We start from the raw sequence: 26,185 nt of genomic DNA, 5'->3' as shown, positions 1-26,185 counted from the left end.
GCATTCGTTCGCAATATGCTATAATCGAAGACGATGATTGTGAGGGAATATAGAATGTATGATTATTTAAAAGGACAAGTAAAGCGTATAACTCCTGAGTATATCGTCCTTGAACAACAAGGGATTGGCTGGCAACTGAATACACCTAATCCATTTGCGTTCCGGACATCGGCACTTGAACAGCAAATATTTGTACACTTGCATGTACGTGAGGACGCGCAAGTGTTATATGGCTTTCCAAATTTAGACCAACGAGAGCTGTTTCGTAAACTTATTTTAGTGTCAGGAATTGGACCGAAGGGTGCACTTGCTATTTTAGCTACTGGGAATCCTCAACAGGTTATCAGTGCCATTGAACGAGAGGATGAATCGTTTTTAGTGAAGTTTCCTGGTGTAGGTAAGAAAACGGCACGTCAAATGATTCTAGATTTAAAAGGTAAACTTGGCGGATTGTTAGAGACTATTGAGCTACCTAGTACAGAAGATGAGCTACCGTTATTTGGTGTAAATCCATATAAACATGAGCTTGAAGAAGCTATTCTTGCCTTAATGGCACTTGGTTATTCTGAAAAAGAACTAGAAAAAATACGTCCACAGCTCGAAGATAACGACAAGCTTGAAACAACAGATGCATTTATGAAACAAGCTTTACAATTGCTATTAAAGTTAAAATAGTGAAAGGGGGGGAAGTACATGTCTGAACGTATGATGGCTAGTGAGGCAGGTAGCTATGATGAACCGTTTGAATTATCTTTACGCCCACAAAGATTAGCACAATACATTGGTCAACATAAGGTAAAGGAGAATTTACAAATTTTCATTGAAGCGGCAAAGCTTCGTCAGGAAAGTTTAGATCATGTGCTGTTATATGGACCACCTGGACTTGGTAAAACTACATTAGCTGCTGTCATTGCTAATGAAATGAATGTCAATGTGCGCATGACAAGCGGTCCTGCAATCGAACGTCCTGGCGATTTAGCAGCTATTTTAAGCTCACTGGAGCCAGGGGATGTGCTATTTATCGATGAAATACATCGCCTGCCTCGTGCAATAGAAGAGGTGCTTTATCCTGCCATGGAGGATTTTTGTTTAGATATTGTCGTTGGTAAAGGCCCTGAAGCGCGTTCTGTACGACTTGATTTACCGCCATTTACACTCGTTGGTGCGACAACAAGAGCAGGTGCATTATCAGCACCTTTAAGGGATCGCTTTGGCGTATTATTAAGATTGGAGTATTATGATCATACTTCACTTGCAGAAATTGTCGTTCGTAGTGCGCATTTATTTGATGTTGATATTGAAAAAGTAGCAGCACTTGAAATGGCAACACGTTCGCGTGGTACTCCCCGTATTGCTAACCGTCTTCTAAAACGAGTACGAGATTATGCACAGGTGCTTGGAGATGGTATGATAACGGAGGGACTTGCTAAGCAAGCGCTGGAGCTATTACAAGTCGATCCTAGAGGGCTTGACCATATTGACCATAAACTTGTGACCAATATGATTGAGCGCTTCCGCGGTGGCCCAGTAGGATTAGATACGTTGGCAGCGTCTATTGGCGAAGAACGCGTTACGATTGAGGACGTGTACGAGCCATATTTGATGCAAATCGGCTTTATACAACGGACGCCACGTGGACGTGTGGCAACACATTTAGCCTACGAACATTTTGGATATGAGTATCCCCAACAAACCTAGAAGAAGGAAGTATTTTCATGCGTGTAGAAGATTTTGATTTTGAATTGCCAGAAGAACTTATTGCACAAACACCACTTTTGGACCGTACAGCTAGTCGATTAATGGTAGTGACGCCAGGCTCAACAAATGTAGAGCATCACCATTTTGCTCATATTTTAGATGAGCTACAAGCTGGGGATTGTCTTGTGTTAAATGATACAAGAGTCTTACCAGCGCGTTTAATGGGTGTAAAAGAGGAAACAGGTGCTCATATAGAGGTACTGCTATTAAAGCAAATGGCAGGTACGGATGAATGGGAAACACTTGTTAAACCAGCTAAGCGTGTAAAAGTCGGCACAGTTGTAACATTTGGAGATGGCTTACTGACAGCTACTTGTACAGGAGAGCTTGATCATGGTGGACGTACATTTGAGTTTAAATATAACGGAATTTTTTATGAAATTTTAGAGCAACTTGGTGAGATGCCACTACCTCCATATATTCGCGAAAAATTAGAGGACAAGGATCGCTACCAAACCGTTTATGCAAAAGAGCGCGGCTCAGCAGCAGCACCAACCGCTGGCCTGCATTTTACAGAAGAATTACTAGAGCAGGTGAAAGCAAAAGGGGTCGAAGTTGTATTTATCACTTTACATGTGGGACTGGGAACTTTCCGTCCTGTAAGTGTAGATTCAATTGAAAATCACGAAATGCATTCTGAATTTTATAGTGTAACAGAAGAAACCGCATCTATCATAAACCGAGTAAAGAGTAATGGTGGAAAAGTGATTGCAGTTGGTACAACTTCTACACGTACTTTAGAAACTATCGGTTCTAAATATGGAGGCGAAGTACGAGCAGAACAAGGTTGGACGTCTATTTTCATTTATCCAGGATATGAATTTACGGTTGTGGATGGTTTAATCACCAACTTCCATTTACCAAAGTCTACCCTTGTAATGCTTGTTAGTACGCTTGCAACAAAAGAAACAATTTTAAGTGCATATCAACAAGCTGTAGAAGAAAAATATCGTTTCTTTAGCTTTGGTGATGCTATGTTTATTCGTCCAAAAGGAGAATAAAGAAAAAAATCGGAGTACTGTTTTTACTTTAGATAAGAGAGGAATTTTTTATAATATGACACAACCAGCAATTCGTTATGAGCTACTTCATACTTGTAAGCAAACAGGAGCACGCCTTGGCATCGTGCATACGCCGCATGGCTCTTTTGAAACGCCAGCATTTATGCCTGTTGGTACACAAGCAACTGTTAAAACAATGTCACCTGAGGAATTAAAGGAAATGAATGCAGGCATTATTCTGTCAAATACGTATCATTTATGGCTAAGACCAGGGAATGATATTGTGAAGGAAGCAGGGGGCTTGCATAAATTTATGAACTGGGATCGCCCGATTTTAACAGATTCAGGTGGTTTCCAAGTGTTCTCACTTAGTCAATTCCGTAAAATCGAGGAAGAAGGGGTTCATTTCCGCAATCATTTGAATGGGGACAAATTGTTTTTAAGTCCAGAAAAGGCGATGGAAATTCAAAATGATTTAGGTTCGGATATTATGATGGCTTTTGATGAATGTCCACCTTTCCCTGCGACATATGACTATATGCTGCAATCAGTAGACCGTACAACACGTTGGGCTAAACGTTGTAAAGAGGCACATAAACGTCCAGAAGAACAAGGTCTATTCGGTATTATTCAAGGGGGAGAATACGAGGATTTACGCCGTCGTTCTGCAGAAGCATTGGTAGAGCTTGATTTCCCAGGCTATGCAATTGGAGGGCTATCTGTTGGTGAGCCTAAGGACATTATGAACCGAGTATTAGAGTTTACAACACCATTAATGCCAACAAATAAACCACGTTATTTAATGGGTGTAGGTTCACCTGACTCATTAATTGATGGTGCTATTCGAGGCATTGATATGTTTGACTGTGTATTACCAACACGTATTGCACGTAATGGCACATTAATGACATCTGAAGGTCGCTTAGTTGTTAAAAATGCAAAATATGCACGTGATTTCGGGCCAATTGATCCGAACTGTGATTGTTATACATGTAAAAACTATTCACGCGCGTATATTCGTCATCTAATCCGTACAGAAGAAACGTTTGGCATCCGTTTAACGACTTACCATAACTTACACTTCCTATTGAAGTTAATGGAACAAGTACGTGAGGCAATCCGTGAAGACCGTCTTGGCGATTTCCGAGAAGAATTCTTCGAGAAATACGGCTTTAATGAACCAAACGCAAAGAACTTCTAATATTTAGGAAAAAAAGCATGTAAATTTGTGAGGAATTTGAATATTTCTAGCAAAAAAATGTCTATCTTAGAAAAAATATTAGTAATATAGAAAAATTTTGGGCTTGTCCATCGCTTTTTTATGGTGGAATAGTCTATACTAAAAAAGAATTGGAAAGGGGGCAAGAATGATGGACCAACTAATAGGGTTAGCACCAATATTATTAATGTTCGTTGCAATGTGGTTTATTTTAATCCGCCCTGCTAAAAAGAGACAGCAGGAAACACAAAATATGCAGGGTAATTTGCAACGTGGAGATAAAGTGATTACAATCGGTGGCTTACATGGTGAGATTGACTCAATTGAGGACACAACTATAACATTAAAAATCGCAGACAATGTGCGCGTTAAATTTGACCGTCAAGCAATTGGACGAATAGTGAATGGCGACCAAGTAAAATAATAATGAGAAAAAGACTTACATTAATTGTAAGTCTTTTTTGCATCTTTCAGCAAATGTCTTCTGTACCTGTCGCTACGCTTTCGGTCAAAAGACATTTGCTGAAATAGAGGAACTCAGTCTAAAAAACACGTTGCTGACGCTACGCTTTCGCGCAAAAAACATTTGTTGGCCTAAAGCCTCCGGCGGATCATCAAGTGCCACTATCTTTTAATTTCTTAATTAATTCTGCTCCAGTTTCATTGCCATTTACCGTTATTCTGCTTAAAGCATATACATTATCACCCATAGTAACACCTTTATTTTTAATAACAAAAGCCATTTTAAATCCAACATCTTTCGCTAATTTCATTGCATCTTCAGAATTAGTTCCGTAGGGATAGCTAAGAGCAATTGGTTCATATCCTAACTTTTCTATAATCATTTTCCTGGAAAGAATAAAATCTTTTTTAACCCTTTCTTCGTACTCTTCTTGACTTTCTAGTTTTCCATTAATGTAACTACGACCATATATGGCACCTTTCATTCCTCCGCCGAATGACTGTAATTTATAATGTGAATTCCAAGTGTGGCTTTGGATGGTTATATAATCTTTCATTTCTTTTAATTGATCCCAATTCATTTTGGGAATTTCGTTCGGATATGCATTCTTTCCGTTTTTTTCTAGGATGTGACTAGTGATAACAAAGATTTCTGCATGCATTTTGTATTTTTTCAAAATTGGATAAGCTTTTTCGTAGTTGCTTAAATAACCATCGTCAAAAGTTATTAACACCGGATTTTTAGGCAATTTTGTTTTACCGTTCAAGTAATCATATAATTCTTGGGTTGTAATCGAATTGTACCCATTCTCTTTAAGCGTTTTAATTTGATTTTCGAAATTCTCTGGGGAAATGACTGTATTATTATTTACGTCTTTTTCTAAATGGTGATACATAAGAACTGGGATCTTCTCATTTTTAGATCCATAAATAGGGTAAGGTTTAATGAGCCATATACTAGAAGCAACTATAACTAGAAAAATTACTAACCTTTTCATTTTCTCACCTTGTTTTCATGTTTGAATGATCTTGTTAAATCGGAAAATGGTGGATCATTTACTAACGGAAGTATAAGAGATGACCTTTTAAACAATAACTACATTATTGTTGGGAAGCATCATAAAATGTCCTTGTTAATTGTCCGAGAAAATTTGATTTTAGAAAAGCAGGAATTATAGCTCCTTTTATTGTACACAAACAACTAAGGTTTATTCTTTTGATTTACGAAAGTTGTACAGCACCATTTCCCTATTATATACAAAAAGGTGTTATTTTGCTAATGTTGTTCGTGCAATTCTTAGACTGTGACTTAATTGAAAACTCGGTTTCCGTAAAGGTTAGCATGCAAAATAAAGTACAAGAAAAATTTTCGAAGACTAAAAAATCAAAGTTATGATATACCATCATCCTGTATAAAAAATGATGAGTAAGGTCACCTTGAATAGTATGGGGGTGACTATATGGAAGAATATTTAACGATTATTTTAAGAACATGTTTTTTATATGTGTTTATCCTAATAATTTTTCGTTTAATGGGTAAACGTGAGGTCGGCGAATTATCTGTAATCGATTTAGTTGTATCCATTTTAATGGCTGAGGTGGCTGCGTTTGCACTTGATGATTTCGAAAGTCCTTTATTTAATGTGATTTTACCAATCATCATATTGTTTTTCATTCAAATAACAACTGCATATATTTCACTTAAAAGTAAAAAATTCCGTGATCTAGTTGATGGTGATCCAGTATTACTGATAAGAGATGGTGTCATTTTAGAAAGTGAAATGCGCAAGCAACGCTATAATTTAGATGATTTGTGTCAACAATTACGCGAAAACGGAAATGCTTCCGTTACAGATATTGCTTACGCCTATTTAGAGCCATCTGGCAATCTGTCCGTATACCAAAAAGATGAAAAGGCATTTGTTTACCCACTGATTATCGACGGTGATATTCAGGATAGGCATTTAAAGGTATTGCATAAAGATGTTGATTGGCTAATGGCAGAGCTTGCTAAAAATAATATTACGGATAGTAACACTGTATTTTTTTGTGTTTGGGAGGAAGATCGGCTGCATATTCAGCTGAAAGAATCTTAAACTTTTTTGGCCAACTTACGAAGGTAGCGCAAATCAGTTATGCGTAATTGATTGGAAACCAGTAAGAATGTAAATAGTAAAAACAAGGTTACACAGCTACTTAAAATTAATGGCAATGGCATTATTTGCATCAGAAAATACTGGGTAACACAAACAGCAATAAAACAGCTATATGGAACAACAAACATTCTAAAACCGGCACGTAAATTTTTACGTTGTCTCACTGTCGCAATATGCAAAAACGAAGTTAGTAAAACGCCAAAGCCAATTGCCACAACGGCACCTTTTTCCTGTATACCAGGCTGAGAGGCGAGCACGAACATGACAAATAGCTTACCAAGACCACCGTAAATGGAGTTCATCATCGCAGCACGTGCCTCACCAATTGCTTGTAATATCGAATGCAAAGGACTTTGAATATAATAAAAGTAAAAAATGGGCGCTAATATTTTCACATAACCTCGATTTTCTTGTAAATGAAAGAGCTTCATAGCTATTTCGTCACCATGAACGAAAAAGTACGTAGCAGCCACACAGCCCACTAAGGAAGATAGTCGTAACGATACAGAAATACGTTCCTGTAGGAGCGGTATATGCTGACGGGCAACCGCGTCACTAACAGCCGGTATAAGGACGATAGAAAGTGCTGCAGACACAAAAGCCGGGAACAATAATAGGGGGACGAGTACACCCGAAATAACCCCGTATAAAATGGTTGCAGCGGAGGCTGTCAAACCAGCCATAGTTAACGCCTTTAAAAATATGATAGGTTCTAAAAACCAAGTAAAGGATCCAAACAGTTTGCTTCCTGCTGAAGGAAGGGCAATTCGTAACATCGGGGAGGCAGGATAAGCCTCGATTTTGTTTTTTCGTGTCAATAATTTTTTCTTTGAGACGATATAATGCATCCACAAGTACAAGAAAGCAACGACTTCAGCTAGAAGCGTAATTCCCATAGCAGAGGCTGCTGTAACGGCAGCATTATTATAGGCAGCCACATAAGGCAGCGTTAAAGTGATGAAGCTAATACGGATAATTTGTTCAATCATTTGAGCCCAAGCTGTTGGTGTAATTTTGGCAATACCTTGTAAATAAGCGCGCAATAACCCAGAGCCAACTGACACTGGTACAGCAAAGAGTGCAATCCAAAGCGTAAATGTTGTCTGTTCATTATGTAAAAGTGTAGTCGATATATATGGTATAGTAAGTGCAACAATCGGCATAAAGACGATCATTCCAATAAATGACCAAAGAATAGCCGTGCGCATAACACCATAGATGCTTTCGCGTTTGTTTTTTGCTAATAACTCTGCTACAATTTTTGCCACCGCGATAGGTAGTCCAAGTTGAATGAGTGAGATGAAGAAAATGAACGCCGGATAGACGGTCATATAAATGCCGACTGCCTCTTCACCAGCGATCCGCATAAATTGCATTCTATAAAAGAAGCCAAAGAGTTTCGATAAAAAAATCACGAACATTAAAAATAGTGTTCCTCGTACAAAAGAACTCATGCCATCCGTCCCTTCTCAAGCCACAAAAATTCATTTACACTATTTGTATGCAAACTTGTCTTACGATACGACTTTGATTGGAGATGATTCAAAATGAGTATGCAGCATGAGCAACTGTTTGAAAAAATCCGTCCTGCAATTGATAGTAAGATGGAAGAGTTTAAACATTATCAATACAATGCCATTACAGCAGAAGAACTATGGCGCTATTGTATAGAGAAAAAATGGCGCAGAAAAAATATTGACCAACTACGCATACATGAAATTATCGCTACTATTTTTGCAGTATCACCGTCCGATATCGTATCATTTAATCAAGTAGAATTCTTACAAATTAATGATTGGTTTACAGAAGTGAATACGGAAGAGTTAAAAATGCTGCTTGGTCCGGTTAAAAGTTAAAAAGAATGTGTGAAATTTGTCAAATAATAAAAGAATACTAAAAGTGTTGAATTGACACCAAGCGCAACGTGTTTCATAATGAGTGTGTTGCGCTTTTTTTATTTGTCTAAGTATATTCACCAAAAACCTCCTAATAGATCTTTTCCAAATTTGGAGGCAAAACACCTATTCAAATACAGGGATAAATTTGCGCGTTATGAACGATTGAAATAAGTAGAGCAATCTTTTTGAAGCACAGGCAACATTATTCTAAAGGAAAAGGAGGAATAAACGTTTCAAAAGGACTTGCTATTTATACTTGTTTGTAGTGTAAGGAATTGCCTTACACCAATTCGAGGAGGATTTATAAATGAAACTAAAAAGTCGTATAGTTGCATTCGTACTACTAATGGTTATTTTTGCAGCAACCATCGGTACGACTGTAGGCGGCGTCTTAAAGGACATTAAGCTAGGCCTTGACTTACAGGGCGGGTTTGAGGTTCTTTATGAGGTGAAAGAATTAAAAAAAGGACAGGAAATTACACCGGAAGTTGTTTCCGCAACTGCAAAGGCACTCGATAAACGTATTAATGAAATTGGTGTAAGTGAGCCAAGCATTGAAATTGAAGGTGAAAATCGTATTCGTGTGCAATTAGCAGGTGTTGAAGATCAAGAATCAGCACGTAAATTATTGTCTACGTCTGCGAATTTAACATTCCGTGATGTTGATGACAATTTACTATTAGATGGTGACGACTTAAAGCCAGGTGGCGCTAAAGATTCCTTTGACCAACAAAATCGTCCAATTGTTTCACTAACATTAAAGGATGCGCAAAAATTTGCTGATATAACAAGTAAAATTGCCGCCAAACCAGCAGGTCAAAACTTACTCGTTGTATGGTTAGACTTTGAAGAAGGTGTTGATTCATATAAAGCTGAATCAAAAAAAGCGAAGCCTCGCTATGCATCTGCAGCAACAGTTAACCAAACATTAAATACAACAGATGTAATGATTAGTGGTAATTTCTCAGTTGAAGAAACGAAAAATTTATCAGGTATTTTAAATGCTGGGGCACTTCCTGTAAAGCTGATTGAAACTTATTCTACTTCAGTAGGTGCACAGTTCGGTGATGATGCATTGAAAAGCACGGTATTCGCAGGCGTTGTGGGTGTAGTAATAATTTTCTTATTTATGCTATTCTACTATCGTTTACCTGGCTTCATTTCCATTATTACACTAGCCATTTTCACTTTCTTAGTACTAGTTGTATTTGGCTGGATTAATGCGGTGTTAACACTTCCAGGTATAGCAGCTATCGTGCTTGGTATAGGGATGGCGGTAGATGCGAATATTCTTGCCGCAGAACGTATTCGTGAAGAGTTACGTGTCGGTTATTCGGTTAAACAAGCATTCCAGATTGGCTCGAAGGAGTCTTTATCAGCCATTGTCGATGCACAGCTAACTACATTATTAGCAGCTGCTGTATTATTCCAATGGGGTACAAGCTCTGTTAAAGGGTTTGCCACAACATTAATTATTAGTATTTTACTAAGCTTCGTAACAGCTGTTTGGGGATCTCGTGTATTACAAGGATTACTTGTAAATAGTGGCTATTTCAATAATCCAGCGTGGTTTGGTATTGCAAAATCTAAACAGCATAACTTAGATGAAAATATCGGAACATTAGATTTATCAACGAAATTCGATCGTTTTGACTTTGTACACAATCGTAAGAAATTCTATACATTCTCATTAGCTATTTTAGTAGCTGGTTTAGTGGTTCTTGGTATATTCCGACTAAACCTTGGTGTTGATTTCTCAAGTGGTACCCGTGTTCAAATTGAAGCAGATCAAACGTTGAATAAAGAAGAAGTATCCAAATATTTAGATAGTATCGACCTCTCATCGGAAGATATCGTTCTTTCTGGGGAGAAAAGTAACAATGCTGTAATTCGCTATAAAGACGATTTATCTCAAGCGGATATTTTAAAAATACAAAAAGATGCTACTGAAAAGTATGGGCATAAGCCAACAGTAAGTACAGTATCTGACACTGTTGGTAAAGAGCTTGTGAAAAACGCAATCAAAGCTCTATCTTTTGCGGCGATCGGTATCATTATTTATGTTGCCGTTCGTTTCGAATGGCGCATGGGTGTTGGGGCAATTGTATCGTTACTACATGACGTATTCTTAATTGTTGCTGTATTTAGTTTTATGCGCTTAGAAGTTGATATTACGTTCATTGCAGCTGTACTGACAATTGTCGGTTATTCTATTAATGATACGATCGTTACGTTTGACCGTATGCGTGAAAACTTAGATCGATATGATACGATTAATGACCGTGAAGTGTTAGCAGATATCGTTAACAAATCACTGCGTCAAACAATGGGTCGATCTGTCAACACAGTGTTAACGGTTATTATCGTGACAGTGGCACTTCTTATTTTAGGTGCACCATCGATTCAAAACTTCTCAATCGCGTTATTAGTTGGTTTAATAACAGGTATGTATTCTTCAATTTGTATTGCTGCACAAATCTGGTATTCACTTAAGATTCGTGAAATGAAAAAATCAGATGGTCAAATACGCAAAAAAGAGAAAAAACAATGGGGTACTGACGAGCCTACTGTTTAACATAAGTCTTTAAAACAGGGAAAGGAAACATTTCTTTCCCTGCTTTTTTGATGAAAAAAAGAATCTTCAGGCTTTCATAGGAAAGCTGAAGATTCTTTTTGTTTTTACAGTTTAAATTGTAGTAGTAATGACTGCAGTTGCTGAGCGTTGTTGTTTAATTCCTCAGCCACCTCATTAACCTGTTGCATTGTTGCAGCTTGCTCTTCTACTGCTTCAGCAATGATTTGTGAGTTGCTCGCTGAAATACTCGCACCATTTGCAATTTCTGTTACAGAGGCAGCGACTTCTTCCGTACTTGCTGAAATTTGTTCAGAAGTGGCTGAGATATCTTCAATTTGGTCAGTAAATGCTTGCACAGACGCTGTAATGGATTCAAATGCGTCACCGGCCTCATGAATTTTTGTTACACCATCCTGGACAGATGCTAATCCTTCATGCACAGCAGCTGCTACATTTCTTGTATCCGTTTGAATTTCATTTGTGATGGCAACAATTTGGCCAGCAGATTGATTAGATTCTTCAGCAAGCTTTCGTACTTCATCTGCTACAACCGCGAAGCCTTTGCCATGCTCACCAGCTCGCGCTGCTTCGATGGCAGCATTGAGTGCCAGTAAATTTGTTTGTTCAGTAATAGCCGTAATTACTTTTGTAATTTGCTCGATTTCCTCAGATTGCTTACTTAGCTTTTGTGTTAAATTGGCAATTCGTGTAGTTGATTCAGAAATTGTATCCATCTGCTCTTTGGCAGTTGAAATAGTTCTTCCCCCGGTATTGGCAAGCTGTGTCATACTTATAGCATTGTGATGCAAATTTTGAGTAGCCTCAGCAATTCGTTGTACACCAGCAGCTGTTTCGTCCATAGCTAGAGCACTTTGTTGAGAAGCACTAGCAGATGAAGATAAATGGTTCGACGTGTCTTGTACTCGATGTGAAATGTCGCTTGATGTTGTTGTCACTTCTACAGTGCTTGCGGAAAGTTCTTCAGAAGCAGCAGATAGTTGTGTAGCATTGTCCTGAACATTTTTAAGCAGTACAGATAACTTCTCTTTTAACGCATTCACTGCTGTGGCAAGTGTACCAATCTCATCTTTTGAGTTATGTTCAAGCTGAGCAATCGTTAAGTCACCGTGTGCTAATGTATCTGCTGCATCAATCACTTTACGAAGCGGTTGAGTGATATAGCGTTTTACAAAATACATAAAATAGAAGCCAACGATTGCACTTAAAACAAGTAAGGCAATGGATATAAAAATAGCTCTAGCAACTGTTTGGACAACACTGCTTTTAACCTTTTGCAGCTGTTCATCATGATAATTTAATAAATCATTTGTCAGTGTATAAATTTCCTTGTTGTTTTTTGTAACTTCTCCATTTATGTATGATAAAGCTAAATCTGTTTTTCCACTATTAAATGCTTGCACTGCTTGATTAGAACTTGTTAGTAAATCTTGTTGTAATTCGCTTACTTGCTTCATAATATTTTTTGTGTAATCGGAACGAACAATGCCTGAAAGCTCTTGAACCGTCTCTGGTAATAGTTTTTCATAACGCTCTAAATTTGTTTTTGTAGTCTCATCCTTACTATTTAGAACATAGGAGCGTAAAAAGAGTCCTTGTGAGGCAAGCTCTTGTTGTATTTTCTCTGTTAATTGAATTTGTACGATTCTATGATCAAGTACCTCAACTATATCTCCTTCAACTGACTTAAACTGAAAAAATGCAATAATACTTGATATTAAGAGTATACAAGTGAGTGAAATAAAACCTATATTTAGTTTTTTTCGAACGGACATATTCGTTCCTACCTTCTTTTTTTATGTATTAGAGAATGAATGTTCTGGAATTACTATAACTTGATATTTTTACAAGGTCAATACATTATAAATACTTAAAAACGGGTAGTTTCTTTTCCTTTTATTAGTATATAAAGAGGTGGTTTTCCCTTTTATATAATTTCGAAACACCTTTCAACATTTTTCTTTTTCTCTGAATTGATTGACAATTATCGGAGTTTGGCATAGAATAAGGCTAACTTTTTTGTTCGATCCAAGGTAGTTGGTCTCGGGAGCGAGGTCAGCCTTAGAACAGATGAGCTGAGTTTAGATGAGAATAGCTGAGAAATTGTTGAATAAGAGTAGTAGCATAAGTGTGCAATTTAGAGAGTCAGTGGATGGTGCGAACTGATTTGTAGCTTATGTGAATGGACTTATGAGAGTCGCTAATTATTAATAGCGAACGGATTCCCCACGTTATAGGGGGGTGCTTCAACTTAGATAAAAGATACGTCAATTTAACAGGCGAACTAAGGCCAAGCACATAAGGGAGAGCAAATATGCTCTAATATGAGGTGGCAACGCGGTCATGATCGTCCTCTGCAATTAGGAAAAATCCTATTTGCAGAGGACTTTTTTTATTGCTTCTATTTGCATGGGGATGAATACTCCAATACTATTGCTAAAAATCGATAGATAAGACCCGCTAATATTTATGTCAAAAAAGAGGGACATTCACTGGAACGGTTTAGGGGGCATAACATGAACTTTTAAAGTATTGCCTAGCTTACCCGTCAAAAGTTAGGAAAACATTTGTTAAAACGTACCCTATGTAAATAAGTTGATTGGAGTGGAGGCTGGGCGACTCCTCGGGGATCAGCGATAGAGGAACGAAGGCTAAAACCATCACATCCTGTGATAACGCCTTCGTGACCAACATCGTGTTGGCCCGAGACCCTGCAGCGAAGCGGATGTTTTCTGTGCGAAAGCGTAGTGCTAACGTAGCGGCAGCAATAAAAGCGGCTCATCGGACGCCCCCAGGAAGCTTTGCTCTGTGCGAAAGCGAAGCGTCAGCAACAAAGCGCCCAGCCGGAACGGAAATCGACCCTACGCTATGATGATGATCCTTTTTATTCAACTTTATTCAATAAAAGTCGCTTCAGTTGCTATACATTTTTTAGTTAAACGTTAGTGAATTTATAAGAAAAGGAGCTTGGTAATTATGCAATCGACGAGTTCAAGAACAAAAATGAAAACTATTAATGCAGATTCTTTAACACCGATTTTAATTTTTAGACGCCTACAAGGGAATCATAAATTTCTGCTTGAGAGTTCAGCACAGCATGAAGGAGCAGGACGTTTTTCTTTTATCGGTGCTAATCCGAGAAAAACGTATAAAGGCTTTGGAGATGAGATTCAGGAATATTCATATAAGACCGGAAACACCTATACACATAAGGGCGACATGTTTGTTTTATTGAAAAGATTAATGCCACGTATATCCAATACGATACAATTCCCATTTTCAGGAGGAGCTGTTGGCTATGTTGGTCATGATGCTACAACGATATTATCGGCTGCTCAGGATAAAGTGCAGCTCCCAGATGTGCATTTCCATGTGTATGAGACGGTCATTGTGTTTGATCATGTAACAGATGAGGTAACTTTGATTCATACAAATATTGATGCAGAAAAAAAAGAACCAAATTTAGAAGAGTTAGCGGAGCAGCTTTTAAAAGGTAGAGAGGGTAAGGATACAACTTGTAGCTATGAACCTTTTGAAGCTACTACGAATGAACAATTTGCAGATTCGCTTACATCTATTAAAGCTACTTTAGATGAAGATATTACAAGAGTCGTCCTATCAAAGCATTTTTTAGCAAATTTACAAGGAGATGCATTCGCTTTATATCGTCAATTGCGTAAAAAACATCCTGCTCCTTATATGTATTATGTAGAATTTGAGGATCATGTTGTTTTAGGAACATCTCCTGAAAGCCTAATTCGTGTAAAAGGTGAGCGTGTGATTGCGACACCAACAGAGGGGACATATCCTAGAGGTTCCACAAAAGGTGAAGATTTAGAACATGAACGAAAGTTATATGAAAACACAAATATTAGGGAGTCACATGCTGTACTTGTTTCTGTCGTGCAACAAGAGCTACAGTCTGTATGTTTCCGAGATTCCATTCAAGTCATTGAGGCAATGAGAATTGAGCGTTCAAAGCATGCATTACACATGACATCGAGAGTCGAGGGGCAAATATTACCGATGCTTCATGCACTGGATGTATTAGCTGCAACGTTACCACCCTTTGCATCAACAAGTATTCCAAAGGATCAAGCAAGAAATTATTTAGGAAAATCTGATCAAGCTACTGGGATATTTAGAGGAGCTCTTGGATTTATCGGTTTTAACGGTCATCTTGATTTTGCTTTAACGGGAAAATCCGTTGTCATAGAAAATGAAACAATGCATATGCAAACAACTGTAACGGTGACCAAATACACAAATATCGATGAAAGTTTAAAACAAATAGAAAAGGACGAACAGGAATTTTTGCAGCTACTTGAAAAAGAAGGAGGTTCACATTAATGGAAGGTATTCGTCAAAAAGTACAACAACGAGAGCATTTAATGTATGAGGAAATGCTACAGGCAGCAAAATGGATGTTCCAAGATGACACACCAAAGGAACAAATCGCAAGCTTTTTAACGGCATTATCTGTTAAAGGTGAAACAGCACATGAAGTAGCGGCACTAGCTACCATTATGCGTTCGTTTGCACTAGACGTACCAGCAAAAGCAGAAATCTATATGGATAATTGCGGTACTGGAGGGGATGGTCTTAATACATTTAATATAAGTACAACTTGCGCCTTTGTATTAGCAGGGGCAGGTGTCAAAATGGCGAAGCACGGCAATCGTAAAATTTCTTCGGCATCAGGAAGCTCGGATGTTTTAGAAGCACTCGGTATTCATACGAATATTTCCATTGAGCAAACAGTTGAGCTGTTAGAGAAAGAAGGAATAGCCTTTTTGTATGCTCCAAATGTCCATCCGAAATTAAAGCGGATTGGCGAGGTACGTCGGGCACTAGGCAAGCCAACTATTTTTAATCTTGTCGGTCCACTTACGAATCCAGTGCCTTTATCGACGCAATTTACAGGCATTAATCGTCCTAATTTTGTTATGGAATATGCTTCCGTATTACAAATGCTCGGGCGTGAACGAGCAATGGTCGTTTCTGGGCCACTAGGTTTGGATGAGGCTTCTTTAGCTGGTCAAAATACTTTTATCCTAGTAGATAAGGGAGACTTAATTCCATTTTCATTAACTGCAGAAGAAGCGGGTCTCAGCTTTGCACCGATAGAGGCCATTCGTGGAGGTAATGCAGATGAAAATGCTGCTATTATGCGTCAATTATTAGCTGGTGAACAAAGTGCTTATTTTGACACAGTTTTATTGAATGCTGGTATTGGGTTGTTCAGCTATGGAATTGCTGAAACCGTTAAAGAAGGTGTAGAAATGGCGAAGGATAGTATTTTTAGCGGGCGTGCCCTTCAAAAATTAGAGGCAGTCGTTGCTTATAGTGAGCGTATTAAAGAAGTGGAGGTCCGACCATGAATATCTTAAATAAAATTCTCGAACAAAAAAAGATAGAAGTTAGTGCTTTACTTGAACAACCCGACCCGTTAGCTAATTTTACAGAAAAGCTGCGTCCATCATTATTTGAGCGATTGCGAAAAGCTGAAACATTACAAGTTATTTCTGAAATGAAGCGTGCTTCCCCCTCGAAGGGGCTAATCGCAGAAGGGGCAGATCCAGTGGCACAAGCAAAAATTTATGCAGAAGCAGGGGCAGCGGCCATTTCTGTTTTAACAGATAAAAGGTTTTTTAAGGGCTCTTTTGATGATTTAGCGGCAGTTGCAAATGCTGTACAAACGCCACTTCTTTGTAAGGATTTTATGATCGATCGTGTACAAATTCGATTTGCAAAGGCTTCAGGTGCATCTATCATTTTGCTAATTGTAGCCGCGTTAACAGATGAGGCATTACGTGACTTGTATAGCTATGCAACAAGCTTAAATTTAGAAGTATTAGTTGAGGTGCATGATCTTGAGGAGCTTGAACGTGCTGTTGCAGTTGGTGCCAAACTAATTGGCGTCAATAACCGCGATTTACGTACCTTTGAAGTGAGCTTAGAACGTACACGTGAAATTGCTGAAGCTTTTCCGTTCGAAGAAGAGAAAGTATTAATAAGTGAAAGTGGGATTTGGACGCAAGAAGACGCTAAAGCGGTGGCGGCCATGGGAGCTAGTGGCGTTCTTGTAGGTGAGTCATTAATGCGCAGTGGTGATGCAGGTACTGCGCTAAAGAATTTACAGGTCAATAAGGTGGGGGCATCTGTATGACGAAGGTGAAAATTTGTGGACTAATGGAACAACAACATGTGCAGGGAGCAGTAGAGGCAGGAGCGGATGCCATTGGTTTTGTCTTTGCACCAAGTAAACGACGAGTGACGGTTGAACAGGCACAGCAACTAGCCAAACATGTGCCAGAGGGCGTTTTGAAAATCGGTGTTTTTGTCAATCCAGGTGCGGAGGAATTACGAACAGCGATCGAAAGTGTGCCATTAGATTATGTGCAATACCACGGGGAAGAATCTCCGGAGTTTATTCGGCAGCAAGGCTATTCAGCAATCAAAGCTTTGTCCGTGAGAGGTGCTGAAGATGTTCAGGCTGCTGCTAATTATGATGTGGACTACTACTTATTTGATGCACCAGGGACAGATTTTAAAGGAGGCAGTGGTCACACGTTTGATTGGACCCTCCTAGAGATGGTAGGGATTCCGCGAGAAAAGTTAATTTTAGCAGGTGGTTTGCAAGCTGAAAATATTGAAGAAGCGGTGTCGCTGGTGTCGCCGTTTATGGTAGATGTATCGAGTGGTGTGGAGACAGACGGTGTGAAAGACATAGCAAAAATAACCGCATTTATACAGGCAGTAAAGAAGGGGAGAGCATAGTGGAGAATTCAATTGCAAATAGTGTACCGACAAAGGAAGGGCGATACGGAAAATTTGGTGGACAATTTGTTCCAGAAACATTAATGACAGCTTTGTTGGAATTAGAGGCGGCATATGATGAGGCAATGAATGATCAAGTGTTTACTGAGGAACTAGCCTATTATTTACAACAATACGTTGGTCGTGAGACGCCATTGTATTACGCAGAAAATTTAACAAAAGAGCTAGGAGGCGCGAAGGTTTATTTAAAGCGTGAAGATTTAAATCACACTGGAGCCCATAAGATTAATAATGCGATTGGTCAAGCGCTTCTTGCAAAACGAATGGGTAAAAGAAAAATAGTGGCAGAAACAGGTGCAGGGCAGCATGGAGTGGCCACGGCAACTGCATGCGCATTATTGAATCTTGAATGTGTTGTATTTATGGGTGCCGAGGATATAAAACGCCAACAGTTGAATGTGTTTCGCATGGAGTTACTCGGTACAAAAGTGGAATCTGTAGAAACAGGTTCAAAAACATTGAAGGATGCCGTCAATGCAGCACTGCGCTACTGGGTGACGAATGTTGAGGATACTCATTATATTTTAGGCTCAGCTTTAGGACCACATCCATTCCCGAAAATCGTAAGGGATTTTCAGCGTGTAATTGGTGTTGAAACTAGAGAGCAGATCTTAGCTAAGGAAGGCCGTTTACCAGATGCAGTAGTTGCTTGTATAGGTGGTGGTAGTAATGCAATCGGTATGTTCCATCCTTTTGTCGATGATGAAACTGCAGCGCTATACGGAGTAGAGGCAGCGGGCAGTGGCATTGAGACAGGAAAGCATGCAGCAGCAATTGCCGGTGGACAGCTAGGAGTTTTACACGGTGCATACATGTATTTATTACAAGATGAAAATGGTTTTGTGCAGGAAGCACATTCTATTTCAGCTGGTCTAGATTATCCAGGGAAAGGTCCAGAGCATTGTTATTTACATGAAATTGGGCGTGTCCAATTTGATTCGATTACAGATAGTGAAGCACTTGAGGGTTTGCAATTACTGAGTAAAACAGAAGGTATACTACCTGCACTAGAAAGCTCGCATGCCATTGCTTATACAGCAAAACTTGCGAAGACAATGTCTACAGATGACATCATTGTTGTGTGCTTATCCGGCCGAGGAGATAAGGATGTTCATACTGTCCGTAAAGCATTAGGAGGAGATGTGTAATGACGACACTACAGCAGGCAATTGAACAATCGAAGATCGCTGGTAATAAAGCATTTATACCATATATTATGGCCGGCGATGGGGGTCTGAAAACTTTGAAGCCAACGATCCTAAAGCTACAGCAAATGGGTGTAACGGCCATTGAAGTGGGTATACCATTCACGGATCCTGTAGCTGATGGGCCGACGATCGAGCAAGCAGGTGAACGGGCTTTAGCAGAAGGTGTGACATTACGTAAAGTGCTAGAAGCATTAGCATCATTTAAAGAAGACATTCAAGTTCCGTTAGTTGTTATGACTTATTTTAATCCTGTTTTAGCTTATGGGTTAGAGGCTTTTGCTAACGATTGTGTGGCAGGGGGCGTTAAAGGGTTAATCGTTCCTGATGTACCACTTGAAGAAAGTGCCGTTTTACGTGACACATTAAATCCTCATGGTATCGACATCGTCCAGCTTGTCTCGTTAACTAGTCCACCAGAGCGAATTGCACGTATCGCGGCGGCTAGTCAAGGTTTTGTCTATGCTGTGACAGTCAATGGAATCACAGGGGCTCGCACAAGCTTTGCTAATGATTTAAATGATCATTTTGCTCGCTTACGTGAAGCAAGTCAAATACCAGTACTAGCTGGCTTTGGAATTTCAACACCCGAGCAAGTGGTTAGCATGGGGGCACTTAGTGATGGCGTAATCGTTGGTAGTGCGATCGTGACAGCATTGCATGAAGGTAATTTGGAGAAGGTTGAAGCATTAGTTTCTGCTTCAAAAGGTGTGCTTGAGAAGTCTACTCTTTAATGGAGTAGGCTTTTTTCTTTTGAGACTGGTATCCAAGGCTTTGACGGTTCTATCCACGGCTTCGGCTGTTCTATCCATGACTCTGAAGGTTCTATCCACGATTTCGGCTGTTCTATCCATGACTCTGAAGGTTCTATCCACGATTTCGGCTGTTCTATCCATGACTCTGAAGGTTCTATCCACGACTTTGACTCTTCTATCCGTCACTCTGACCTCTTTCCATCACTTGGCCGGTTCTATTCTCGGGTAGTTTAGTAAAACCGACGGATTGAATTGACGATCTGATGGATAAAACTATCATTCTGACAAATAGTGCGGATAGGCTAGATTTTCGGTATAATAGCTTTCGTGAGGAAGTGAAAAGATGATTCTATCGAAAAAGAGATGGCAGGTAGAGCGCCCAGACGCTACGCTTGTCCAAACATTACAAAATGACCTACAACTTTCTGCGATTGCAGCGAAAATTTTAGCAGCACGAGGCTGTGAAACAGCTGCTGACGCAGAGAGCTTATTAAATATGACAGAAGCAAGTATTCATGACCCGTTTTTAATGCATGGTATGGCAGAAGCTGTAGCACGTATTGAGCAAGCGCTGGAAAACGGAGAGAAAATCCTTGTATTTGGCGATTACGACGCGGGTGCGACACGTTTCTAAGTGAAAAGCTTAGACACTAGGGAGTCGCATAATTTCCCTAGGAGAACTGATTTCTTGATAGGTGGAATGAGAGGGTAACGCCTTGAAACGCCTACTCTGATACTCCGACATGCTTTAGCTAAGGTTAACTAGTGAAGTATGAAGCTCGGTGAAGTCGGCAGAGAGATACCGTAAGTAAGTTGGATTAGTAACTTACACGAAAGCTGTCCAGCGGTGGATGGTGTGTCCTATATGCCGGGAGTCCATAAAGTATCTATGGTTAGAATGTGCTATATTAGCACTGACGAATCTCTGAATGTACAGGTCTAGACGTAGACATTGTAGAAATGCAATGGGTGGCAGTGCCATCGTATGTGTGGGTGAGTAAAAATCTGGCGTTATGAAAACCCATAGCTTGTTACAGGCAAGCTCAAGCATACAGGACTATAGGAGAAACCTAAGGATATATGGAAGGATAGAGAAATTGGAACGTGGAAAGCGGAAGATGTGGAGGTATTAGCCTACCTATGAAACAGTTCGATATAAAGGGTATAACCTATTAAAATCGATTAACTTTCCGTGAGAGTGGAGTCATAGTACCTTTGAAACCATGATAATAAATGGTGGAGGGATAGGCTCTAGTCGGAACTTTCAAAGACTTATAAATGCATAACAAATCACAGATTCGAGTATGACTAATAGAATCACCACTTGAGAAAGGGGTTGATGTCTGTGGCAAATTCACGAATCGCAAAACATGTTAAAAAGTCCAAATTAAGAAATGCGGAATATTACAGTATGCAAGCAACATTTGATATGCTGTATGACCAAAGTTCAAAAGGTTGTAGTTTTAAAAACTTAATGGGCATTATTAGTTCGCCTGAAAACATTAAATTAGCGTATCGTAATATTAAGAAAAATACTGGCAGTAAAACAGCGGGTGTAGATGGACGAACAATCGAACATGTATCGAAGCTTCCGGAGGAGCAATTTATCTTCTTTGTCAGAAATAAATTAAGAGATTATAAACCTAAAGCAGTAAGACGAGTTGATATACCAAAACCTAATGGAAAAACAAGACCACTAGGAATCCCAGCAATATGGGACAGAATAGTCCAGCAATGTATTTTACAAGTTCTTGAACCAATAGTAGAGGCAAAATTCTCAGGTAGGAGTCACGGATTTAGACCAAACCGTTCCGTAGAAAATGCAATTGCTCAAAGTTATCGACTCATACAAAAATCAAAAATGTCTTATGTAATTGACATTGACATTAAAGGCTTTTTCGATAACGTTTCACATGCAAAGTTATTAAAACAAATGTGGACAATGGGAATCAAGGACAAAAATTTACTCACGATTATTTCAAAAATGCTAAAAGCCAAAATCAAAATGCCAAATGGACAAATCATTGAAAACGAAAAAGGTACACCACAAGGAGGGATTCTCTCTCCCTTACTTTCTAACATTGTTCTCAATGAATTGGATAGATGGATTGAAAGTCAATGGGAAACTATTCCGATTTGTGAGGATAAAATAACTATCCGAAAAGATAGAGGGAATTCAATAGATAAAGGAAATCAGTATTACCATCTAAAGAAAACCCGATTAAAGGAATGTTACATTGTCCGATACGCAGATGATTTTAAAATATTCTGTAGTAATCCAAATCATGCGAAAAGGTTATTTATTGCAGTCCAAAAATGGTTGCAAGATAGACTTGGCTTAGAAATTAGCGAAGAAAAATCAAAAATTGTGAATCTTAAAAAGAACTATTCGGAATTTCTGGGAATCAAAATGAAGTTAGTTCCAAAAGGTAACAGATGGATCGTTAAAAGTCATATGTGCGACAAAGCTGTAAAACGCACTAAAGATAACCTTAAAGAAATTATTAATGGTATCCGTTATGATAGCGGTTCAAACGACCAAGCAAGAAAAATTGCGTTTTACAACTCAACTGTAATAGGACTTCATCAATATTTCCGTATTGCCACCATGATAGCCGAGGATATGGGTAACATTGCATATGAAGTAAATGCATGTTTAAAAGACCATCGAATGAAACGGCGAATCAAGAAAACAGGTGTTATTACATCGGATTTCATTAAAAAGGAATATGGAAAAAGCAAACAGATTCGATTTATCTCTAAAGCACCGTTTCTACCAATTGGGTACATTAAACACAAAAGCCCGATGATGAAACGGAATGTGGTAAATGCCTATACGAAACAAGGTAGAGAAGAAATTCATAAAAATCTATCTACGATTGATATAGGCTCTCTTCGTTTCTTAATGGAACATCCGATTCCGCAAAGAAGTGTAGAATACAATGATAATCGTATTGCATTATATTGTGCACAAAGAGGGAAATGCCATGTTACTGGTAATGAATTAAATCCGATGATGGTACACTGTCATCATAAAGTACCACGATTGCAAGGTGGTACTGACGAATATAAGAACCTCTGCTTAGTTGATAAAGATATCCACATTCTGATACATGCAAATGATGAAGAAGTAATTTCGAAGTACAAAATTTTAATAACAAATACAAAGATGTTAAATAAGTTAAATACGCTAAGAAAGAAACTAGAGCTAGAAACAATAACAATCTAATTTGGACAATTAGAGCATAATCAAGAAATACGTGAATTATGTTGAGTTATGTAGATTACAAAAGTTTTGAATGTTTTCGATGGAACGCCGTGTGAGGTGAAAGTCTCACGCACGGTGTGAAGTGGGGGAAAAGCTGGAGATAATTTCAAAGGTTTACCTATCACTATATGGTGTCACTAGCACGACGGTCATGCTCAATGTGTTACTTGATCTCGGTGCCGATGTGTCGTTTAAAATACCGAATCGTTTTATTCACGGCTATGGACCGCATGAAGCACTATTTCGTGAAGCACATGACGAGGGTGTTCAGCTAATTATTACAGTTGATAATGGTATTTCAGGCATTGAACCGATTCGTATCGCGAAGGAACTGGGGATGGATGTTATCGTCACAGATCATCATGAACCAGGTGATGAGTTACCACCTGCAGATATTATTTTACATCCTCGTATACCAGAAGGGCATTATCCATTTGGTGAGCTAGCAGGTGTGGGTGTAGCGTTTAAGTTAGCTCATGCTCTATATGGGGAACTGCCAACACATTTAATTGAATATGTTGCCGTTGGAACAGTAGCGGATTTAGTACCATTAGTTGATGAAAACCGCTACCTAGTAAAGCGAGGAATAGAAGAAATGCGTCATTCACTCAGCCCTTGGGTACAAGCGATGTGTGAAGTAGCAAGTGCAGAGCAAGCCAAAATTAGTGAAGAAACAATCGGTTTTTACTTTGGACCGCGTTTAAATGCAGTTGGACGACTTGGAGAAGCAGCACCAGGTGTAGAGCTATTAATGGCTGAAGATAATGCTAAGGCAACAGCATTGGCGAAACAGCTTAATACATGTAATAGTGAGCGCAAAGATATTGTAAAGAGTATTACAGATGAGGCCATTGCCCTTATTGAATCAGATAAAAAAATCGGGGATTCACTCGTTTTAATAATTGCTGGAGAAGGCTGGAATGCTGGAGTAGTAGGGATTGTCGCATCTCGTCTTGTAGAGCTTTACTATCGTCCAACCATTGTACTGTCACTAGACTATGAAAAAGGAACAGCTAAAGGTTCAGCTCGTAGTATTGAAGGATTCCATTTATTTAATGAACTAGCAAAGAATCGAGATATATTACCTCATTTCGGTGGGCATCCTATGGCAGCGGGGATGACATTATCCATTGAGCATGTAGATGAATTAAGATCACGACTAGATACTCAAGCAAGAGCATGTTTATCAGAAGAGCAATTGACACCTGTACTCAATATAGATATACCACTAAAAATGGATGAAATTTCAGCTGATGCTATTGAAGAGATTTCTACGCTTGGTCCATATGGTACGGATTTTCCGAAGCCTGTTTATGTGCTTGAAGATGTGGAGATATCTTCTATGCGAAAAATTGGAGCAGCAGAAAATCATATAAAAATGGAATTGACCGATGGCTACGAAAAACTGGATAGTGTTGGTTTCAATAAGGGACATTTACACGACGAGTTAACGTACGGAATAAAAGTGTCATTTACTGGGGATTTACAAATTAACGAATGGCAGGGACGTAAAAAAGCACAATTTATGATAGAGGATGTCCAAACGACTGAGTGGCAATTATTTGATATTCGTGGTATTCGTCAAACATCACGCTGGTTAAATACGGTCCCAAAGGAGGAGGCAACATTCATCGCCTTCCGTCCAGAGACGGTGACCTATTACCAATCTCTAATTGGTGTTCCAATCCTAGCAGTGGATCCTACGCTTTCAAATGTAGAACAAACCAATTATATCGTGCTACTAGATTTGCCACAAAATGTTCAAATGTTAGAAGATGTCTTGCGAAAAACAGCCTCTTCCCGAATTTATGCACATTTTTACATGCCTGATTCTCAGTATTTCAGTGGTTTGCCTACACGTGAGCAATTCTCCTGGTATTATAAGTTTTTGAAAAATCGTCCTGCTTTTCCACTGAATATGCATTTGGCTGAATTAGCGAAGCATACAGGTTGGCCATTAGATGCATTAAAATTTATGACACAGGTGTTTTTTGAACTTGATTTTGTTAAAATGGAGAGTGGACTGACGACTGTCAACGTGAATGCACCAAAAAAGGCACTTGCAGAGGCACCGTCTTACAAACAGCGTTCAGAACAGATTGAAATGGAGCAAAAGCTTGTATATGCCCCTTATATAGAATTAAAACAATGGTTTGATGAACGATTACATTAATATACGAAAAAGTTTCGTAGGAGGAACAATAACATGGATTTAAAGCAATACGTAACAACGGTTGAAAACTGGCCGAAAGAGGGCATCAGCTTCAAAGATATTACAACAATTATGGATAACGGTCCTGCATACAAATATGCAACAGATCAAATCGTAAGTTACGCAAAAGAATTAGGTGCTGAAATTATAGTAGGTCCTGAGGCTCGAGGCTTCATTATCGGATGTCCAGTTGCATATGCGCTTGAAATTGGTTTTGCGCCTGTTCGTAAGCCAGGAAAATTACCACGTGAAGTGATAAGTGCTGACTATGGGCTTGAGTACGGTAAAGATACGCTTACAATGCACAAAGATGCAATTAAACCAGGTCAAAAAGTATTAATCTGTGATGATTTACTTGCGACAGGTGGTACAGTTGAAGCGACTGTACGTTTAATTGAACAATTAGGTGGTCAAGTTGTTGGCTGTGCATTCCTTATCGAGTTAAAAGAGCTAAACGGTCGTGCAAAACTTGGCGACATAAACATAAAAACACTTATTCAATATTAATAAATGATTGGTTACTTGCTAAATGAATTGGCTGATTGTAGTGGAGACTGGTCGCCCCCAGGAAAGAGCCCAGCCGGAACGGAAATCAACCTCTCGTTTTGCAGAAGAGTCATACAATAATATGAAAAGCGTCACATTTTTGTGGCGTTTTTTTATTTATAAGGCTGTTTTCGAAAAGATTGTTGCTAGTCTACTAACGGAGCAGTTTACTTCAATAAGGACGATACGACCTAAAGGCAGACTAACTATATGTCTGCCGATTTTTTTTTAATTTTTGTAACGAAACTTACTTTACTTAGTCTTAATTATGA

Annotated in this window: 20 protein-coding genes, 1 pseudogene and 1 other annotated feature; of the genes and pseudogenes, 18 read left to right on the top strand and 3 right to left on the bottom strand. The window is 38.9% G+C overall.

Going from position 1 to position 26,185, the window contains the following annotated elements; translation table 11 throughout:
- Positions 1-54 precede the first annotated feature (54 nt).
- The 5 genes from ruvA to yajC all read left to right on the top strand — a co-directional run bounded on the left by ruvA (position 55) and on the right by yajC (position 4,402).
- Positions 55-675 (top strand): Holliday junction branch migration protein RuvA, encoded by a 621-nt coding sequence (gene ruvA, locus ACFXN8_RS12490; protein ID WP_376074736.1) that lies wholly within the window; start codon positions 55-57, stop codon positions 673-675.
- Positions 676-693: 18 nt separating this feature from the next.
- Positions 694-1,698 (top strand): Holliday junction branch migration DNA helicase RuvB, encoded by a 1,005-nt coding sequence (gene ruvB / locus ACFXN8_RS12485; RefSeq protein WP_386845416.1) that lies wholly within the window; start codon positions 694-696, stop codon positions 1,696-1,698.
- Between the two features lie 17 nt (positions 1,699-1,715).
- Positions 1,716-2,759: a tRNA preQ1(34) S-adenosylmethionine ribosyltransferase-isomerase QueA gene (queA, locus tag ACFXN8_RS12480; RefSeq protein ID WP_386845414.1), complete on the top strand. Its 1,044-nt coding sequence runs from the start codon at positions 1,716-1,718 to the stop codon at positions 2,757-2,759.
- Between the two features lie 55 nt (positions 2,760-2,814).
- Positions 2,815-3,960 carry a tRNA guanosine(34) transglycosylase Tgt gene (tgt, locus tag ACFXN8_RS12475; protein WP_376074739.1) on the top strand — a complete coding sequence of 382 codons (1,146 nt, stop codon included), beginning with the start codon at positions 2,815-2,817 and terminating at the stop codon, positions 3,958-3,960.
- 169 nt (positions 3,961-4,129) lie between these two features.
- Complete coding sequence (gene yajC, locus ACFXN8_RS12470) at positions 4,130-4,402, top strand: preprotein translocase subunit YajC (RefSeq protein WP_376074758.1); 273 nt, start codon at positions 4,130-4,132, stop codon at positions 4,400-4,402.
- A 190-nt stretch (positions 4,403-4,592) separates the two neighbouring features.
- Here the strand turns inward: yajC and ACFXN8_RS12465 are convergent, their stop codons facing one another.
- Positions 4,593-5,438: a polysaccharide deacetylase family protein gene (locus ACFXN8_RS12465; protein ID WP_386845412.1), complete on the bottom strand. Its 846-nt coding sequence runs from the start codon at positions 5,436-5,438 to the stop codon at positions 4,593-4,595.
- Between the two features lie 462 nt (positions 5,439-5,900).
- On the opposite strand from ACFXN8_RS12465, the gene ACFXN8_RS12460 reads away from it, so the two are divergent.
- The gene (locus ACFXN8_RS12460) at positions 5,901-6,536 is read left to right on the top strand and encodes a DUF421 domain-containing protein (protein WP_376074741.1); all 636 of its coding nucleotides are present in this window, start codon (positions 5,901-5,903) and stop codon (positions 6,534-6,536) included.
- Here ACFXN8_RS12460 and ACFXN8_RS12455 read toward each other — a convergent pair.
- On the bottom strand, positions 6,533-8,050 hold the full coding sequence (locus ACFXN8_RS12455; RefSeq protein WP_376074742.1) for a putative polysaccharide biosynthesis protein: 1,518 nt from the start codon (positions 8,048-8,050) through the stop codon (positions 6,533-6,535). The genes ACFXN8_RS12460 and ACFXN8_RS12455 overlap by 4 nt on opposite strands.
- A 93-nt stretch (positions 8,051-8,143) precedes the next feature.
- Here ACFXN8_RS12455 and ACFXN8_RS12450 point away from each other — a divergent pair, with 93 nt between their 5' ends.
- Both ACFXN8_RS12450 and secDF read left to right on the top strand, forming a co-directional pair.
- Positions 8,144-8,452 (top strand): post-transcriptional regulator, encoded by a 309-nt coding sequence (locus ACFXN8_RS12450; protein WP_376074743.1) that lies wholly within the window; start codon positions 8,144-8,146, stop codon positions 8,450-8,452.
- Positions 8,453-8,801: 349 nt separating this feature from the next.
- The gene (gene secDF, locus ACFXN8_RS12445) at positions 8,802-11,069 is read left to right on the top strand and encodes a protein translocase subunit SecDF (protein WP_386845409.1); all 2,268 of its coding nucleotides are present in this window, start codon (positions 8,802-8,804) and stop codon (positions 11,067-11,069) included.
- 104 nt (positions 11,070-11,173) lie between these two features.
- Here secDF and ACFXN8_RS12440 read toward each other — a convergent pair whose 3' ends face one another.
- Positions 11,174-12,862, bottom strand: coding sequence for a methyl-accepting chemotaxis protein (locus ACFXN8_RS12440; RefSeq protein ID WP_386845407.1), 1,689 nt, complete (start codon positions 12,860-12,862; stop codon positions 11,174-11,176).
- A gap of 322 nt (positions 12,863-13,184) precedes the next feature.
- Positions 13,185-13,445 (top strand) — a binding site (T-box leader).
- Between the two features lie 618 nt (positions 13,446-14,063).
- Between ACFXN8_RS12440 and ACFXN8_RS12435 the strand changes: the two genes are divergently transcribed.
- The 10 genes and pseudogenes from ACFXN8_RS12435 to ACFXN8_RS12390 all read left to right on the top strand — a co-directional run bounded on the left by ACFXN8_RS12435 (position 14,064) and on the right by ACFXN8_RS12390 (position 25,874).
- A complete protein-coding gene (locus ACFXN8_RS12435) occupies positions 14,064-15,437 on the top strand; it encodes a chorismate-binding protein (protein ID WP_386845405.1) in 1,374 nt (457 codons plus the stop codon).
- Positions 15,437-16,468, top strand: coding sequence for an anthranilate phosphoribosyltransferase (trpD, locus tag ACFXN8_RS12430; protein ID WP_386845403.1), 1,032 nt, complete (start codon positions 15,437-15,439; stop codon positions 16,466-16,468). The genes ACFXN8_RS12435 and trpD overlap by 1 nt, the downstream gene beginning before the upstream one ends.
- Positions 16,465-17,256 carry an indole-3-glycerol phosphate synthase TrpC gene (gene trpC, locus ACFXN8_RS12425; protein WP_386845401.1) on the top strand — a complete coding sequence of 264 codons (792 nt, stop codon included), beginning with the start codon at positions 16,465-16,467 and terminating at the stop codon, positions 17,254-17,256. The genes trpD and trpC overlap by 4 nt, the downstream gene beginning before the upstream one ends.
- Complete coding sequence (locus ACFXN8_RS12420) at positions 17,253-17,867, top strand: phosphoribosylanthranilate isomerase (RefSeq protein WP_386845399.1); 615 nt, start codon at positions 17,253-17,255, stop codon at positions 17,865-17,867. The genes trpC and ACFXN8_RS12420 overlap by 4 nt, the downstream gene beginning before the upstream one ends.
- Positions 17,867-19,075: a tryptophan synthase subunit beta gene (trpB, locus tag ACFXN8_RS12415; protein WP_483869456.1), complete on the top strand. Its 1,209-nt coding sequence runs from the start codon at positions 17,867-17,869 to the stop codon at positions 19,073-19,075. The genes ACFXN8_RS12420 and trpB overlap by 1 nt, the downstream gene beginning before the upstream one ends.
- Entirely contained in the window at positions 19,075-19,866 is a 792-nt protein-coding gene (gene trpA / locus ACFXN8_RS12410; RefSeq protein ID WP_386845397.1) for a tryptophan synthase subunit alpha, read from the top strand. The genes trpB and trpA overlap by 1 nt, the downstream gene beginning before the upstream one ends.
- 364 nt (positions 19,867-20,230) lie before the next feature.
- Positions 20,231-20,521 (top strand): single-stranded DNA-binding protein, encoded by a 291-nt coding sequence (locus ACFXN8_RS12405; RefSeq protein ID WP_386845395.1) that lies wholly within the window; start codon positions 20,231-20,233, stop codon positions 20,519-20,521.
- Between the two features lie 711 nt (positions 20,522-21,232).
- Positions 21,233-23,116, top strand: coding sequence for a group II intron reverse transcriptase/maturase (ltrA, locus tag ACFXN8_RS12400; protein WP_483869455.1), 1,884 nt, complete (start codon positions 21,233-21,235; stop codon positions 23,114-23,116).
- Between the two features lie 169 nt (positions 23,117-23,285).
- Positions 23,286-25,328 (top strand): annotated as a pseudogene (recJ, locus tag ACFXN8_RS12395) (single-stranded-DNA-specific exonuclease RecJ); the annotation flags it as partial.
- 33 nt (positions 25,329-25,361) lie between these two features.
- Complete coding sequence (locus ACFXN8_RS12390) at positions 25,362-25,874, top strand: adenine phosphoribosyltransferase (protein ID WP_386845391.1); 513 nt, start codon at positions 25,362-25,364, stop codon at positions 25,872-25,874.
- The last annotated feature ends 311 nt before the right edge of the window (positions 25,875-26,185 follow it).

This window comes from Lysinibacillus sp. NPDC059133 (assembly GCF_042755925.1).
In the GTDB taxonomy this organism is placed as follows: domain Bacteria; phylum Bacillota; class Bacilli; order Bacillales_A; family Planococcaceae; genus Lysinibacillus.
Note: the sequence above shows the minus strand (reverse complement) of the source record. Positions and strands in the feature narration are given on the sequence as shown.